The organism is Chroococcidiopsis sp. SAG 2025, from assembly GCF_032860985.1.
GTDB lineage: Bacteria > Cyanobacteriota > Cyanobacteriia > Cyanobacteriales > Chroococcidiopsidaceae > Chroococcidiopsis.
Window position 1 is genome coordinate 2,092,620 of sequence record NZ_JAOCNC010000001.1, and the last position, 16,517, is coordinate 2,109,136.

Annotated in this window: 11 protein-coding genes and 2 pseudogenes; 11 read left to right on the forward strand and 2 right to left on the reverse strand. The window is 45.4% G+C overall.

All coding sequences use genetic code 11. The features are described 5' to 3' along the window. Positions 1–509 precede the first annotated feature (509 nt). The gene (locus N4J56_RS10080) at positions 510–971 is read left to right on the forward strand and encodes a hypothetical protein (protein ID WP_317106333.1); all 462 of its coding nucleotides are present in this window, start codon (positions 510–512) and stop codon (positions 969–971) included. 46 nt (positions 972–1,017) lie between these two features. On the opposite strand, the gene N4J56_RS10085 is transcribed toward N4J56_RS10080, so the two are convergent. Next, a complete protein-coding gene (locus N4J56_RS10085; RefSeq protein WP_410500464.1) occupies positions 1,018–1,977 on the reverse strand; it encodes a shikimate dehydrogenase in 960 nt (319 codons plus the stop codon). A 179-nt stretch (positions 1,978–2,156) separates the two neighbouring features. Here N4J56_RS10085 and N4J56_RS10090 point away from each other — a divergent pair, with 179 nt between their 5' ends. From N4J56_RS10090 to N4J56_RS10105, 4 genes and pseudogenes are all read left to right on the forward strand, one after another. Next, entirely contained in the window at positions 2,157–3,092 is a 936-nt protein-coding gene (locus N4J56_RS10090; protein WP_317106335.1) for an alpha/beta fold hydrolase, read from the forward strand. A 190-nt stretch (positions 3,093–3,282) separates the two neighbouring features. Continuing rightward, positions 3,283–3,945: a TIGR00266 family protein gene (locus N4J56_RS10095; RefSeq protein ID WP_317106336.1), complete on the forward strand. Its 663-nt coding sequence runs from the start codon at positions 3,283–3,285 to the stop codon at positions 3,943–3,945. 92 nt (positions 3,946–4,037) lie between these two features. After that, positions 4,038–4,715 (forward strand): TIGR00266 family protein, encoded by a 678-nt coding sequence (locus N4J56_RS10100; protein ID WP_317106337.1) that lies wholly within the window; start codon positions 4,038–4,040, stop codon positions 4,713–4,715. 95 nt (positions 4,716–4,810) lie between these two features. Continuing rightward, a pseudogene (locus N4J56_RS10105) lies at positions 4,811–5,113 on the forward strand (AIM24 family protein); the annotation flags it as partial. Between the two features lie 182 nt (positions 5,114–5,295). Here N4J56_RS10105 and N4J56_RS10110 read toward each other — a convergent pair. Further along, positions 5,296–6,432 carry an IS4 family transposase gene (locus N4J56_RS10110; protein WP_410500401.1) on the reverse strand — a complete coding sequence of 379 codons (1,137 nt, stop codon included), beginning with the start codon at positions 6,430–6,432 and terminating at the stop codon, positions 5,296–5,298. 150 nt (positions 6,433–6,582) lie between these two features. Between N4J56_RS10110 and N4J56_RS10115 the strand changes: the two are divergent. The 6 genes and pseudogenes from N4J56_RS10115 to devC all read left to right on the forward strand — a co-directional run. Continuing rightward, positions 6,583–6,999, forward strand: a pseudogene (locus N4J56_RS10115) (TIGR00266 family protein); the annotation flags it as partial. Between the two features lie 221 nt (positions 7,000–7,220). Further along, positions 7,221–7,697 (forward strand): chemotaxis protein CheW, encoded by a 477-nt coding sequence (locus N4J56_RS10120; protein ID WP_317106340.1) that lies wholly within the window; start codon positions 7,221–7,223, stop codon positions 7,695–7,697. A gap of 59 nt (positions 7,698–7,756) precedes the next feature. Continuing rightward, complete coding sequence (locus tag N4J56_RS10125) at positions 7,757–10,780, forward strand: methyl-accepting chemotaxis protein (RefSeq protein WP_317106341.1); 3,024 nt, start codon at positions 7,757–7,759, stop codon at positions 10,778–10,780. 130 nt (positions 10,781–10,910) lie between these two features. Beyond that, positions 10,911–13,736 carry a response regulator gene (locus N4J56_RS10130; RefSeq protein ID WP_317106342.1) on the forward strand — a complete coding sequence of 942 codons (2,826 nt, stop codon included), beginning with the start codon at positions 10,911–10,913 and terminating at the stop codon, positions 13,734–13,736. 162 nt (positions 13,737–13,898) lie between these two features. Further along, positions 13,899–15,089, forward strand: a complete 1,191-nt coding sequence (locus tag N4J56_RS10135; RefSeq protein ID WP_317106343.1) for an HlyD family efflux transporter periplasmic adaptor subunit — start codon at positions 13,899–13,901, stop codon at positions 15,087–15,089. A gap of 178 nt (positions 15,090–15,267) precedes the next feature. Continuing rightward, positions 15,268–16,506: an ABC transporter permease DevC gene (gene devC / locus N4J56_RS10140; RefSeq protein ID WP_410500465.1), complete on the forward strand. Its 1,239-nt coding sequence runs from the start codon at positions 15,268–15,270 to the stop codon at positions 16,504–16,506. The last annotated feature ends 11 nt before the right edge of the window (positions 16,507–16,517 follow it).

Genomic DNA, 16,517 nt, shown 5'->3' on the forward strand with positions numbered 1-16,517 from the left:
CCATAACTTAAGCGATCGCAGCTATGATAAAGTTTCTATGTACTTCGATCGAGCGAGAAAAGTATGTTCGACGTAGGAGAGTATGTAGTTCATCAGAATACGGGACGCATGGGTAGGGTAATCGGTTACGGACACTAGATACTCAATGGCGTTTATATAACAACGCTTAAAGTATTAGTGCATGATACTGAAATTATTGGTAAGCGAGGAGTCATAGAAGAAGACTTATATTCAGCATGGATTGAGTGTCAGATTTCTAACAATTCTCTCTTTTAAAGTTAGTAAGTAAGATGGACGATGCCTAGCTATCTATATAGATAGTCAAGCGATATTATTTGATAGCAAATTACCATACATAAATATTAACAAAAATTGATGCAATATTTTTGACTCAGTGGTTATTGTTATAATAGCTACTGCTATCTCGGATTGTTTTTCTCCCTCAAGCTAGTTACTACATCAAACAATATTGTTTTATTTTTTACTTAGCAATCTATGCAAGCAGAACCATGACAGATATTAAACAATTTTTCATGTCTCACTTAAGTAGTTTGCAAGGACAAGTCAAAAATGAAAACGATCTATTAGCATCTTGGGGGAATAGTTGGCAAAAACTCACTTTAGAACAGAAAAAACTAGTAAGTGAAGTTTTTCACAAACCAGTCTGCTTGACAGTTAAGTTTATCAGTGTAGAAAATTTGATTGGCAATATGAAAATTGAACCCGAACCAACTAATCTAATTAATCGGAAAACGGGAGCTATTTGGGTACTAACTTTTAAGCAAAAATACCTAAAAATAGATGTGCCAAATTTTAGCTTTCAAATTTATTCTTGTAGTCCGACTCAATTTAAACCAATCGATCCAGAAATGAAAATAGACATTGAATTTGATGAAGACTACCAGAGTCAGAACTTACTGATGCACTTGTATGCTAAAGGTATTAGACGGGCAACTTTTGAAGCTCTTTAAAAGTGAGCAGTGAGTCATTAGGAAGTGAGTAGTTGTAGAAGCTTCTCTACAGTTGTTGTTGCAGTGCTTGGCGCATAATCTCTACAGGAACGGGCTGCTGCAACCAGATTTTTAAAGCAGCTGCGCCTTGTTGCACTAGCATTTCCAAACCATCAATAGTCATTGCACCTTGTTGTTGTGCTTGCTGTAGAAATAATGTTGGACGAGGAGTATAAATTAAATCGTAGGCGATCGCACCTTGTTTTAATACTTCCATTTCAGCTAGACTCAAAGGCGATCGATCGACATGAGGATACATACCGATGGGTGTTGTATTCACTAACAAATCGGCACGGGCAATTAAATCCGGTAGCTTATCCCAACTATAGACTTGCAAGTTAGCCTGAAATTGAGAATTATCCCAACTCTCGTAAAACTCTCGTAACTTAACCTCATTACGCCCTACGACACAAATTTCTACACAACCCAACTGAGAACAACCCGCTACTACAGCCCTAGCTGCACCACCATTACCGAGAATGACTGCTGTGGAGAGCCGGGAGTCGGGAGTCGGGAGTCGGGAGTCGGTAATGGGTAATTGGTGGTTGGTAGTTGATGAGTTTGATTCGACTTTTGACTTTTGACTTTTGACTTTTGACTTTTCCATGACTTTTGACTTTTCCAAAAGCGGTGCGAGAAATCCTTCCACGTCAGTATTAGTCCCCGCCCATCCCGTATCTGTGCGCCAAACGGTATTGACTGCGCCTACTGCTTGCGCCACGGGGGAAACTTCTGAGAGGAAGCATAAAATTGCCTGTTTGTGGGGAATGGTGGCGTTAAAACCGACTAAGCCAATCGCTGCAAAACCTTGGAGTGCAACGGCTAAATCTTCTGGTTTTACGGGTAAGGGAAGATAAATATAATCTAATCCTAAATGGGCGATCGCGGCATTGTGCATCGCCGGAGAAAGGGAATGTTCCACCGGATGTCCAATTACGCCAAGTAGTTTTGTTTTGCCTGTAATCATATTCGGGAATTGTAGGGGCGGGTGTTTTGAGAATACCTGTGACATCACAAACAATTCGGCGGTTAAACCCGCCCGTACAAGAGTAGGGAAATCACCAATCACCAATTACCAATTACCAATTACCAGTTACCAATTGCCACTAAATTAAAATTAGTAAAGTTACTTAACATTACTAAATCGTGCAAACAACAACAGCTGCTACAACCTCGGTTCCTGGTAAGTATTGGCAGTGGCGCGGGCATTCGATTTACTATGTCAAGGCGGGAACGCCCCATCCTCAGCGCCCACCTTTACTATTAGTACATGGATTTGGTGCTTCTACCGACCACTGGCGCAAAAATATTGCCGAACTCCAAAACGATTTTCAAGTCTTTGCGATCGATCTGATTGGTTTCGGACGTTCTGCTAAAGCTAAACTGCAATATAGTGGCGATTTGTGGCGCGACCAACTGCATGACTTTATCACCGAAGTTATCGGACAGCCTGCGGTATTAGCAGGTAATTCATTAGGTGGATATGCGAGTTTGTGCGTTGCTGCCCAGCGTCCAGATGCCGCAGCAGGGTTAGTATTACTGAATAGTGCCGGTCCTTTTAGCGAAGAACAGCCAAGCGTTGAATCAGAATCAGTGCAAACTGAAGTTCAACCACCACGCCAGCCGGACTTATGGCAAAAATTCTTCGGCGATGTAACCAAGTGGATTTTTCAGCAGCCTTGGGCGCGGTTTCTGTTATTTCAGTACGTTCGCCAACCGTGGGTGATCCGACAAACTCTAGAGAAAGTCTATCTTGATAAGAGTGCCATTACCGACCAGCTAGTAGAAGACATTTATCGTCCGGCGTGCGATCCTGGTGCAGTGGATGTATTTGCCTCAGTTTTCAGCACTCCTCAAGGGGAAAAAGTTGACATATTGCTACAACAATTGACTTGCCCGTTACTATTGTTGTGGGGTGAGGGCGACCCGTGGATGAATGCTAGAGGGCGAAGTCCAAAGTTTCGTCAATATTATCCACAATTGCAAGAATACTTCTTGAAAGCAGGTCATTGTCCTCATGATGAAGTTCCCGAACAGGTGAATTCATTGCTACGGGAGTGGATATTATCGATTTCTGCATGAATTTGGTAATTGGTAATATCTTGTAGGGTGCATTGATTAACGCACCCTACCAATTTTGGATTTTGTACATTACCACTCTGCACAGATCGTAAACAATTTAGCAAAATTTTATTAATTCTTCAAATAAGCTAGACGATCGCTCATTTTCTGCTCCATATTAAGTGCATTATCGAGAGTAGGAATTAGGGCTTTGAAATACGATATTCGCTACAAACCAGCCTTTGCTGCTATTTTCGTCACGCTCGATCCTGGGGAGAGTATTACTGCTGAAGCTGGGGCAATGACGAGTATGGATGCGCAGTTATCAATCCAAACTAAATTTTCTGGTGGTTTAATTCCTGCCTTACTGAAAAAGTTTTTGGGTGGCGAATCGTTATTCGTTAATACTTTTACCAATCGAACTCAACAATCCCTTAGATTAGTTTTAACTCAATCCACAATTGGCGATATTGGCAGGCTTGATTTGAGTCAGGGAGATATTTGCTTGCAACCAGGTGCATTTGTTGCCCATAGTGCAGGGGTGAAAATGGGCTTACAATGGGCAGGAATTAAAAGTTGGTTGGCAGGCGAAGGATTATTTAAACTGAAACTCAGTGGTAGTGGTAGGGCATTTTTTGGCTGCTATGGCGGGATTACTAAAAAACAAATTCAAGGAGAATTTATCGTCGATAGCGGACATTTAGTTGCCTACGAACCAAAAATTAAAATGAGCATTGGATTAGCTGGTGGCTTAGTTGGTTCCGTTACCTCTGGCGAAGGATTAGTCAATCGTCTTTCTGGTACGGGCGATATTTATTTACAATCTCGCAGTATTGATGGATTAGTTAGATATTTGCGATCGCAAGTTAAGTAGTCAGTTATCAGTTAGCAGTTATCAGTTAGCAGTTATCAGTTAGCAGTTATCAGTTAGCAGTTAGCAGTTTTGAATTTTAACTTTTGACTTCTATGAACATAGATATCTTATATCAACCCGATAGCGCGATCGCTCGTATTAGGATGAGTGCGGGCGAGGAGTTAGTGGCGGAAGCAGGTAGTATGATTGCTATGAGTAGTTATATCAATGCTAGTACTACCCTCAGACAAGGAAAAAGTGGTGGAATCTTGGGCGGACTTAAACGAATGATGGCGGGAGAGTCTTTATTTTTGAGTATATTTCGTTCTCCCACGCATGACTGTGAAGTCTTTTTAGCCCCTAAATTAATGGGCGATATTTTGAGTTATCAAATGTCATCAGTTGGGCTAGTCGTTCAAGCAAGTTCTTATTTAGCTAGCGAGGCGAATGTCGATATTAACGTGGGGTTTCAAGGATTTAAATCGTTCTTTTCAGGAGAATCAATTTTTTGGTTAGATATAGGTGGTTCCGGTCAAGTTATCCTAACATCTTTCGGAGCAATTTACGAAATTTCTGTCGATGGCGAGTATATCGTTGATACTGGGCATATTGTAGCTTTTGAAAAAAGTTTAAATTTTAGCATTACAAAAGTTGGCTCTAATTTAATTGGAGCATTTTTAGGCAGAGAAGGATTAGCTTGTCGCTTTCAAGGTAAAGGTAGATTATTTTGCCAAACTCACAATGCTAATACTTTCGGTCAAATAGTTGGCTCGCAATTACCTGCAAAATAAGGGAGCAACTCAAAATTCAAAATTCAAAATTCAAAATTTACCACTTGCCTCTCGTTTCTCGCCTCTCGCATTTCACCAATTACTAATTACCAATTATGAGTATCACTTATAAAATCGAACATTCTCCTGCTTATGCTTCTTTGCAACTCGATTTGAAGGCAAATGAAACCGTATTGGTTGAATCTGGGGCAATGGCGGCGATGGACTCTTGGATAAAAATGAAGTCCAAAATGAAAGGGGGAGTGATGAAAGGAATAGGCAGAATGGTAGGAGGCGAGTCTTTATTTATGAGCGAATTTACCGCTGAAGGACGAGCCGGACAGCTATTTCTTTCCCCTGGAGTGCCAGGAGATATTCAGCATTATTATCTAGATGGTAACGGTTTAATGCTCAATACGGTTCATTTAAGGCTACGCTGTGCTGAGGATAAAGAAAATAGGAGGATTGGTTCGGGAGGGGGTGGCTCGATGTCTTGGCTTTTTTGAGCGAAACTTGGATACAGGTTTTTTTACAACTCTGGGATTGGTACGAGAAACTCGTTCAGGTAACAGAGTGTCTAAAATCTCTACAGTTAACCAACTTAAAAAAAGGGGAGTTCTTGTGATTGCAAGCGTTGAAATTTCGGGATAGCACGACGAATAACTCGCAATGTCCCAGTGAAACTCAGACGCAAAGGAGTGATACCCGCGCTCTTTGCAGCTTGAAACATCAATAACCGCACAGCCCAGTGTCCTAACAACCACCCGTAAACTTCCTGCACAACTTCACGCGGTTTTTGAGAGCGAATATGAGTTTTTCGTCCTGATAAATGTACTTTGAGTTCATCAATAGTATTTTCTACTTCCCAGCGTTGATGATATTCAATCGCCAGTAGTTGAGCCGGAAATTTCTCCAATTCCAATAAGCTGGTAATTAAGCGATATCTTAGTTGTTCCTCTGGGTTGTCGGTATTACCAATTGTGTATTCAATCACTCGGACTTGTATGGGCTGGCAAGCTTTTGAGCGGAATTTAGCAGGTGGATAAATCCAACTCAGATAAGAACCATCCGCCAGTGGTTCTTCGCACAAAAACTTGACATTTGCGGGAATTCTTCCTAAATAATCGCTACCAGTTGTGACAGTTGCTTGCACCATTGCATAAGAATGTAACCCTCTGTCCCACATCAACAACATCCCTGAACTCACGGAGCGTAATAATCTTAATGCCCGCACTCGTTCTCCTATTCGATATGGACACATCAATGCATCAAAGATTAAATGTGTTCCTGCTTCTACCAAAATGACTAATCGCAGTTTGGGAAATGCGGCTTGTGTGCCAGGACGGCTGCTCGGACGACCAAAAACTCTCGCATTTTCATCGCTGTCTGGCAGATCGAAGCAAGTCCGATCAATTACCACAATTCGCAATCCATTGAGAAATGCTCCTTTGGTATCGGTGCTAGCCATTGGTCGCACCAGTTGATGGAACAATTGACTCATCACCCTTGGACTTAATCGTTGTCGGGCTTGCGTTATTGCTGATTTACAAAAAACTCGCCAGTATTTCCCCACTTTCACCCATGCTTCGCTCAGCCCATCAATTAAGTTTTTCAGCACATCTCTCATCGAATCTCGTGACCACAGACTCATCGCAATTACCAAACAAATTACCAATTGTGCTGGTAACGAGCGTTTACGTTGTTCACAAACTTTAGTTTTAGCGATCGCTTGCTCGATCTCCGTGGATGGGATGGCTGCCTCTATCGCTTTGAACACATCACTACTTTGTATTGTAGGAGACAACAATGAGAAATCCTTCAGATGCACTACACTCACTTTCCATTCTTGGGAACAATGCTTAATTTACAACACTTTGAGCCTTAACTGAACCGTAGTGGGTTAATGCTGCAATCTTCGGGATTTGTTGCAGCTAGCCATACAGTGGAAATCGACCCTTCATTTCAAGGATTTAGAGGTTTTTTTAGCGGTGAGTCTTTATTTTTGTTACGAGTTACTGGTAAGGGCGATCTTTGGTTTAGCTCTTACGGTGCGATTATTGAGATTCCCGTAGAGGGAGATTATGTGGTGGATACGGGTTACGTGGTTGCTTTTGAAGATTCACTCAGTTATCACGTAGAAACGATCGGCGGTCTATCATTTAGGAATCTGAGAACGGGACTTTTAGGTGGAGAAGGATTGGTTTGTCGTTTCCGAGGTAAAGGCAAGCTTTGGATTCAATCTCGTCAAATGTATAATTTACTCAATTTTTTAGACGCTTTTCGCCCCACTAAGAGTAGCGATTAAAGGGAGTTGGGAGTCGGGAGTCGGGAGCAGTTATCAGTGACCAGTGACCAGTGACCAGTTAACAATCCACTACACCCTACACCCTACACCCTACATCCCACGCACCACTCTTAAATGAATTATAAATTTTGTTCCCAACAAGACTGAGGATGTTATGCTAAATGCCAAAATCGATAGATCTTCGGTTAGGCAAGACTCAGCCAAGTTAGTTGCGATCGCGAATGAATTCAGCAGAAATAGAAACCCGTCCAGGTGAAAGATATTTAAAATTTTATCTGGCAGAACAAATTCCTGCTATTTTGGCAATGGAGTACGTGCAAGAGGTATTGATGATACCCGCACGGAGAATTACACCTATGCCCAATATGCCTGAGTGTGTAGTCGGTTTGCTGAACCACCGCAATCGGGTATTGTGGGTAGTCGATTTGGCTCAGATCCTCAGCTTGCAGCCGCTCGACTACAATATCTCGCAATATAATGTCATTTTAATTCAAGCCCAGCAAATGACTTTGGGGTTACTCGTACCAGAAGTCAACGGCGTAAAATACTTTACTCCAGACTTGGTTCAATCCTCAAAAGAGCTGGTAACATCAGCATTAATTCCTTTCCTTCATGGCTGTATCGTCCAGGAACAAGAGTTAATACTCGTAGTCAATGCAGAAGCAATTTTACTTGCCCCCGCTCTGTACAGGAAATAGCTTTGATGTTGAAATGATTGGTGTTTGGCGGAATTGCTCTTACTGGAGACGCTGAGTTTATGAATATACGCTCTAAGAAAGAACCGAGGCAAGACACGGCAGGAGAAGATCGCAAAACTGGTATGAATCGTCAAGCAGATCGCAGTCAAGAGCCGGAGTCTGGTTTAACCAAAAGTCATACTAACCCGCTGACGATCGCTGCCGGACAAACTACAGTGCCTCACGGCGTTAACTCAGTCAAGCGTCCTCCCTCCAAGTCGCGTTCGTGGTGGTGGCAGCGGATTGGCTTGAGAGCCAAAGCTACGCTTGGGGCGATCGCAGTTAGCACGATTCCGATCGTTCTTTTAGGAGCAACCGCCTATCACCTCACCAGTAGTAATATTACTCAGAATATCAGACAGCAACAGCAAGTGCGAGTTGCATCTTTCGCCGATCGCTTAGATCGATTTTTAATCGGACGCTACCAGGACGTACAAACCCTGGCAAGTATGACGCTATTCAATCGCCCTTATATTCGGCGATCGCTACCAGAAGCAGAAAGACAAGCATTTTTAGACCAATATATTAAGAACGGTCAAGGCTACGACAGTATCATCCTGCTAGATCTGGACGGCGATGTAGTGATGCAATCGTCTGGAGATGCGATCGAGAACTACAACAAAATCGACTACTTTCAGGCAGCCCTGAAGGGCGATCGCCCAGTCATTACGCCGCCACGTAAATCCATCGCCACGGGACAGTACTCGATTTTTACCGCTGCACCAGTGAAAGATCCAGACACGGGGCAAACCATTGGCGTAGTCCGTACCCGCACCCCTGTAGGGTATTTCGATCGCAGCGTACAACAGCAAGATCGGCAACTGACCAAAAATATTCCTGGCTTGCAGATTGAGGAGTTCCTGGCTTTCAACGAGCGCGGTACGATCTTCATTGCCCCAGCATCATATCCCGAATACTTGGGTAAAGATGTCAAAGCAATTTTTTCCCAGGCAGTCACGCAACTGCAAAAATCGTCAACCCTGGGTAGTACCTACGATATCAATCGCCAGCAACAGCAAGAATATTTGCTATCTTACGCGCCGTTACCAGCAATTAAAGAATTAGCCAAACTGAACTGGGGAGTAGCGATCGCTCAGCCTAGTGACGAGCTGTTTGCCGACATTCGCGGCGGATTGCTGCTCACTTTTATGGGAGCAACGGGATTGACCACATTACTAGCGGCGGCGATCGCGACAATTTTGGTCAACCGCGCCCTGCGCCCGATCGTCACCGTTTCTCGCGCCGTGCGCAAACTAGGACAAGGCAGACTCGACACTCGCGTTCCGGTGACAGGCGAAGATGAAGTCGGGGTGTTAGCGGCAAATATCAACCGCATGGCGGAACAACTGCAAACCCAACTCGAACAACAGCAAAGCACTGTCGAAAGAGCCAATTTACTCACCGATCTGACCTTGCAAATTCGGCAGTCGCTTAACTTTCAAGATATTTTAGTCACTGCCGTGCGAGAAGTGCGGCGCGTCTTGAAAACAGAGCGCGTTGTTGTCTACTGCTTCGATCCCGACTGGCAGGGAAAAATTATTGCTGAGTCAGTAGCTCCTGGTTGGCAACAGTTAGTCGGGCAAACAATAGACGATAGCTGCTTTCGGGAAGGTTATGCCCAACAATATCGCGAAGGTAGAGTGCGGGCGATCGACAATATTTATCAAGCCGGACTGGCAGCTTGTCATGTCAAACAGTTAGAAAAATTTGAAGTCAAGGCTACGTTAGTTGCACCGCTGATTCGCGATCGCGAATTGTTAGGTTTACTCATTGCCCATCAATGTTCTAAATCGCGGATCTGGCAGCAAGCGGATATCGATTTATTTACCCAGTTAGCAACTCAAATTGGCTTTGCCCTCGATCAAGCTCATCTTTTAGAACAAGTAGAAGCCTCTCGCCAAAAAGCTGAAACGATTTCCCTCGACCAAAGACAACAAAAAGAAATTTTGCAGCAAAAACTCGTACAACTGCTAGCTCAAATTGAAGGCACGGCAAGGGGAGATTTGACAGTCAGGGCAAACACAACCACTGGAGAAATCGGTACGGTAGCGGAATTTTTCAATGCCATTATCGAAAGCCTCAGACAATTAGTCGTGCAGGTAAAAAAAGCGGCAACACAAGTGAATATTTCGGTAGACGAAAACGCAGGCGCAATCCGCCAACTCGCCGACGAAGCACTCAAACAGGCACAAGATATCGATCGCACCCTAGACTCAGTACAGCAGATGACTCATTCGATTCAAGCTGTAGCAGCTAGCGCCGATCGCGCCGCCGAAGTTGCTAGCATTGCTTTTAGCACGGCAGAGACTGGTGGCAAAGCAATGGATCGCACGGTACAGAGTATTTTGAGTTTGCGGGATACAGTCACGACAACCGCGATGCAAGCCAAACAGTTAGGCGAATCAACTCAACAAATCTCGAAAGTCGTATCTTTAATCAATCACATTGCCCTGCAAACCAATGTTTTAGCCATTAATGCTAGCATCGAAGCCGGACGTGCCGGAGAAGCCGGACGGGGATTTACTGTCGTGGCAGAAGAAATCGGACAACTCGCCGCCAAATCAGCCGCAGCCACCCAGGAAATCGAACAAATTGTCGAGAATATTCAAATGGAAACGAGCCATGTCGTGCGGACGATGGAAATAGGCAACCAGCAGGCGATCGCGGGTGCGAATTTTGTGGAAGACTCCAAACAAAGTTTGGGACGAATTTTAGAAGAATCACATCAAATTTATCAGTTGGTGCAATCGATTTCGCGTGCCACGATTTCCCAAGTCGAAACAGCACAAACGGTTACGAAATTGATGCAAGACATTGCTGGCGTATCGGCAGGAACTTCCGAATACTCCCGTCAAATCTCCAATTCTCTACAACGCACCGTAGAAGTTGCCCAACAACTTCAAGTTTCAGTTGGCAAGTTTAAAGTTGGCGACGAAATGCGGGAGCTGGGGAGAAAGAGAGCTGAGATAGTGGGGGGCGCTGAAACAGCTAAGGATGCTGAGACAGCTGACGAGGATGAGACAGTTAAGGGAGAAGAGATCTGAGGCAGCAATTCAAAATTCAAAAGTAAAAATTTAAAAGTAAAAATTTTCTGACTCCTGGCTGTTTACAAATGACGAATGACAAATGACCCCGCACCACGCACCACTCAACTAGTAACCACTCCTCACCAAAATGTCTCAGGATAAAGAACGTGAAATTCAGCTCCAGTTTTTAGAAGAAGCCCAAGACCATTTGGATGCGATCGAGTCAAAGCTAATTGGAGTTAGCAGTCGTGCGGAACTGACACGGCAAGAAGTTGATGCCATGCTGCGATCGGCACACTCGATTAAGGGTGGAGCTGCAATGATGGAATTTTCAACTCTGAGTCATTTAGCGCATCGCCTGGAAAACTTTTTTAAAGTCATCAGAACTCAGAAGCAGATTCAGCCGGAAGTGGAAAGGTTGCTGTTGAGTGCTGTGGATTGTTTGCGCCACGTCGTCACGACAAATCGCCAGACAAACGTTGTGGACGAGCAATGGCAGACGAGTCAAGTTCAACCGCTATTCGAGCAGTTGCACCAAATACTGGGAGAACCAAGAGAAGAACAGGAAACAGTTACACCTCTGTCACCGCAGCAGGGATTAGAAACGATCCAAATGCTGTTTGAAGCGGAAGTTGATGCTTATTTGCAGCAGCTAGAGACGATTTTGGCGCAAGAGGATAAGTCTAACTTGGGCGCAGAAATCGCGACGATCGCCCAAGATTTAAGCGATTTGGGGGAAGTACTAGAACTACCAGAGTTTAACAGTTTGTGTAGCTCCGTAAAACAGCTATTAGCAACTCAACCCGCACGGGAGGAAGAGATTGCCCAAGCAGCTTTGCGAGTGTGGCGGCGATCGCAAGCCGCAATTATGGCAGGACAATTACAGGGTTTACCCTCGACGCTCAATTTAGATGGTGTTGTAGAGGAAGTTGAGAGCTTGAGTACCAGCGCTGCCGATCCTACTGCTGTTACGGCTGCTAGTCCTGCCAGATTATCATCTCCGCTCGATCTCGCGCCGCCAGCCGAACTGAAGGAAACGCAGGAAAATACCGTTAGAGTTCCGCTCAAACAGCTAGAGCAACTCAACGATCTGTTTGGGGAGTTGACTATAGAACGCAGCGGACTCGACTTACAAATAGAGAGGTTGCGGAACTCCGTCAAAATTCTGGAACGGAAAGTGCGATCGCTGCAACAATCCCATCATCGTCGTCGGACTGCAACACTGCCACCATCTTCATTTCCATCGGCTTTACCCACAACATCATCTTTTCTATCGGAAGTTGCCTTTTCTCCTGACAGCACCCAATTGCAGCAGGACACAACCCCGCGATCGCCTCAGCCAACGTCCCCACTGGATAGTGGTAATAATCTAGATGAAGCAGCAGACGAGGCTTCGACAGAGGTAATGGCGAATGTCGTGCAATTGCAAGAAGTGAGCGGAGATATCGATCTGTGCTTGCAGGAGACAGAGCAAATTGTTGGCGACCTCAACCGCACGGCAAAACAACTGCAATTTTGCATCAACCAACTGCGAATGCGTCCGTTTGCCGATCTGGTCGGGCGATTTCCTAGAGCCTTGCGGGAATTGGCTTTACAGCACGGTAAAAATGTCGAACTCAAAATTCAAGGCGGCGATACCCCGATCGATCGCAGTATTTTAGAAGCCCTGGGCAACCCGCTGATGCATTTGTTGCGTAATGCCTTCGATCATGGTATAGAAGACCCTGAAACTCGCAAAGCTAGCGGTAAGCCGGAACAAGGTACGATTTCAATTGAAGCATCATATCGGGGCAATCAAGCCCTGATTACTTTCAAAGATGATGGGCAGGGAATTGCTCTTGATAAGGTCAGACAGCGGGCGCAACACCTGGGACTCGATCGGGAGGCGATCGCCAATGCTAGTGATGAAGAAGTTTTAACCCTGATCTTCGAGCCTGGTTTTAGTACTGCCGATGAAGTCACTTCCTTATCCGGTCGCGGTGTCGGGATGGATGTGGTCCGCACGAACCTGCGTCAAGTGCGCGGTGACATTAAAGTAGAAACCAAGGCAGGAGTAGGTACGACATTTACCATCAGCGTGCCCCTCACACTATCGGTGGCAAGGGTGCTATTGGTGGAAAGTCGGGGGATATTACTGGCTTTTCCCACCACGGCGATCGAAGAAATGCTCCTGCTCGATGTAGAACAAATATCTACAATCGAAGACAAACCACAACTGCACTGGAAAGAATACTCAGTCCCCCTGATTTATCTAGGCGATTGGCTGAAATTTCGTCGCCTGCAAAATACTAATGAAGAAAGAACTCAGCCCCTCATGAGCGCACCAACAGTATTATTAATTGCTAATGGTAGCGATTGGGTTGGTTTGCAAGTAGACCGTTGCTGGGGCGAACAGGAAGTTGCCATCCGTCCGGTCGAGGGTAACATTCCCATGCCTCCTGGCTTCAACGGCTGTACGATTTTAGGCGATGGTAAGGTCGTTCCCTTGGTCAACACCCCAGAGTTACTTTACTGGATTGCCACTAGCCAGCATCCTGCCAGCTTAGAGCCAGAGGATCGCCATCGTGCAGCGGCAGAACTACAAAACCAACGCCCGACAATTTTAGTCGTCGATGACTCGATTAATGTCCGTCGCCTCTTATCTTTAACGCTAGAAAAAGCAGGATATCGAGTCGAACAGGGCAAAGACGGACTGGATGCTTTAGAAAAGTTGATGAGTGGTTCTCAAATTGCTGCCGTAGTTTGCGATATCGATATGCCTCGGCTCGATGGGTACGGTTTCTTGGCTAGGGTGAAATCCAATCCAGCTTTCCAACAGTTACCCATTGTCATGTTGACCTCTCGCAGTGGCATTAAAGAACGCCAACTTGCTTTAAATTTGGGTGCAACTGCCTTTTTCTGTAAGCCTTACGACAAGCAGCAATTGTCAGAAACGCTGGAGCGTTTGATAAATGGAAAGGGAGAAGAGAGCTGAGGAAACAAGAAAATTCAAGATTCAAAATTCAAAATTTCCCGACTTCTGTACGGGCGGGTTTTGGAAGAAGATCGCTCGCCAAAGCCTGTAAATCTTTTGCTAAACCCTCCCCTACAATTCCCTGAGAACTGACAACTGATAACTGATTTAGGAGACGAATGCGTGGCTCAGAACCAAAATCTAGCAACTTCTCGTCTGCGGTTGTATGCGCTCCGCATGGCTATTTTGAGTTGTTGGAGTTTGTGTATTGGTTGTGGCAGTATTCGCGCTCAGAATGATACGCCAGAAACACCATCAGCCAGTCCTAAAGCTGTGACTCGTGTAGTTGCTCTGGGAAAACTAATTCCGGCTGGAGATGTGACGAAAATTTCAGTTTTCAATGCCGAAGACAGTCGCGTGAACCAAATCTTGGTACAAGAAGGCGATTTCGTGCGGGCAAATCAGACGATCGCAATTCTGCAAGGACGAGACAGGCTCGAACAACAATTGCGAAACGCGCGAGCCAATGTAGCCGTGAAGCAGGCTCAGTTGCTCAAAATTCAGCAAGGAGATGCAAAAACTGGAGAGATTGCAGCTCAAAGAGCAGCGATCGCCGAACTGGAGGCACGATTGCGTAGCGAAACTAAGCAGAAAGCCGCTGCGATCGCTGAAGTGGAAGCTACCCTGAGCAATGCTAAGTTGAAACAACAACGAAATCTTTTCCTGTGGCAGCAAGGAGCGATCGGTCGCTCTGAACTGGACAACACTATTGAAGAGATGGACAAGGCGCAAGCAGTGCTAGCAGAGCGGCAAGCCGACGCAGACAACACCAGCTCGACTTTACAAGCACAATTGGTCAAAGAAAGAGCAAATTTGTTTAGACTACAAGAGGTTCGCCCTGTCGATGTTAAAATTGCCCAGGCTGAGCTAGAACAAGCAATAATTCAGGTGCAAGAGCGGCAAGCTGAATTAGATGATACTCAAGTCCGAGTTCCCGTTGCCGGACAAATTTTAAGAATTAACACTCGCGTTGGGGAACGAGTCAACGTTGAAGAAGGAATTGCCGAGTTAGGTAGGACAAAGCAAATGTACGTATTGGCTGAAGTCTACGAAACCGATATTGGTAAAGTGCGATTAGAGCAGCCTGTCACAGTCTCCAGCGAGTATGGTGGCTTTTCAGGGGAACTTCGGGGTGAAGTCGCTCAGATCGGCTTTCAAGTCGGCAAAACTCGCCTCAATCAAGACGATAGTAAGCCAACCACTGATGTTAATGCCCGCGTCGTAGAAGTCAAAATCCGCCTCAATCCCGAAGATAGTCCGAAAGTTGCTGCCTTCACGGGTATGCAAGTGCGAGTCAAGATTGATGTGAATTGAGTGGTGCGTGGTGCGCTCTTGTGTTGCGGGCGGAAGCGCGGGTGTCCCGCGCATTGGAAAGCGGCTTAAATGTCGAGGTTGCCTCGACATTTAAGCCGCGTGCCGCGTCGTGGTGCGTGTTTTAACTTCTGACTTTTAGCTTTTGACTTTTGGCTTACCAATTACCCATCTTTATGAAATGAAACTTTCCTTGCTCAAATCCTTACGTAAGCGTCTTCCGGTGGAGATAGAGACTCCGTTGGCTTGGGCGCAGTTATCTCATCAAAAAGTTCGCCTTGCTGTGGCAACGACGGGAATTTGCTTTGCCAACATTTTGATGTTTACTCAGTTGGGATTGCTGGCGATGCTGACAGATGGGACGACTAAACTACATCAAAGCCTAGCAGGGGAATTGGTGTTGGTTTCTGCATCTAGTCCTAGTTTGCTATTTAGAATTAATTTTCCCCAGGCTTACCTTTACCAGGCTGCGGCGGTTGAAGGTGTTACTGCTGTGGCTCCGGTGTATATTAGCAGAGCAAATTGGGTAGATCCACAGCAACTGACTGCTGGGCAAGATAGCTCTAACAGCCAAAAACAACCGCGTGCTTTTGGCAACGAAGTGAGAGTGATTGCAATCAATCCTGCCCAACCTACACTCAACCTACCAGAGGTGAATCGGCAGAGTTTCAAATTAAACGCACCAGATGCGGTATTGTTTGATCGCCTGTCTCAGTCATCTTTAGGCGATATCTCCGCCATGTTGCGCGATCGCCCGGAAGTTGTAACCCTCATGGAAAATCACCGCACTTACGTTACGGGACTTTTCAGTATGGGTAGTACCATCAACGATAAGGGTAATGTCATCATTAGCGATTGGACTTACGCTCAGCGGTTTGGCGAGGAGAGCATGGAAAAAGTGAGGATTGGGGTCGTAAGTTTGTCCCCAGGAGCCGATATTGCTACAGTACAGGCTAGATTGCGCGATCGCCTGCCCAAGGATGTTGGAGTTTACACCAAAGCAGAATTAATCGAGCGCGAACGACAGTTTCATGAGGCGCAGCCAGAAGGCATTATTCTCAAGTTTGGTACGGTTGTGGGTTTTGTCGTTGGGGTAATTATTCTCTATCAAGTGCTTTACTCTGATGTCAGCGACCACCTTTCGGAGTATGCCACCCTCAAAGCAATGGGTTATAGCGATCGCTCGTTACTTATGGTTGTTCTAGGTGAAGCAATCGTTCTCGGTGTCATGGGCTTCGTTCCTGGTTTTATTGCCTCAATCGGACTGTATGAATTGCTCGTGACATTGACTAGAATTCCCTTAGTGATGAAAGCTAGCGTTGCCATTCAAGTATTTATTCTTACCATAATCATGTGTGCCATTTCCGGCGCGATCGCCTCCAGCAAACTCCGCTCTGCCGATCCAGCCGACGTGTTTTGACAGTTATCAGG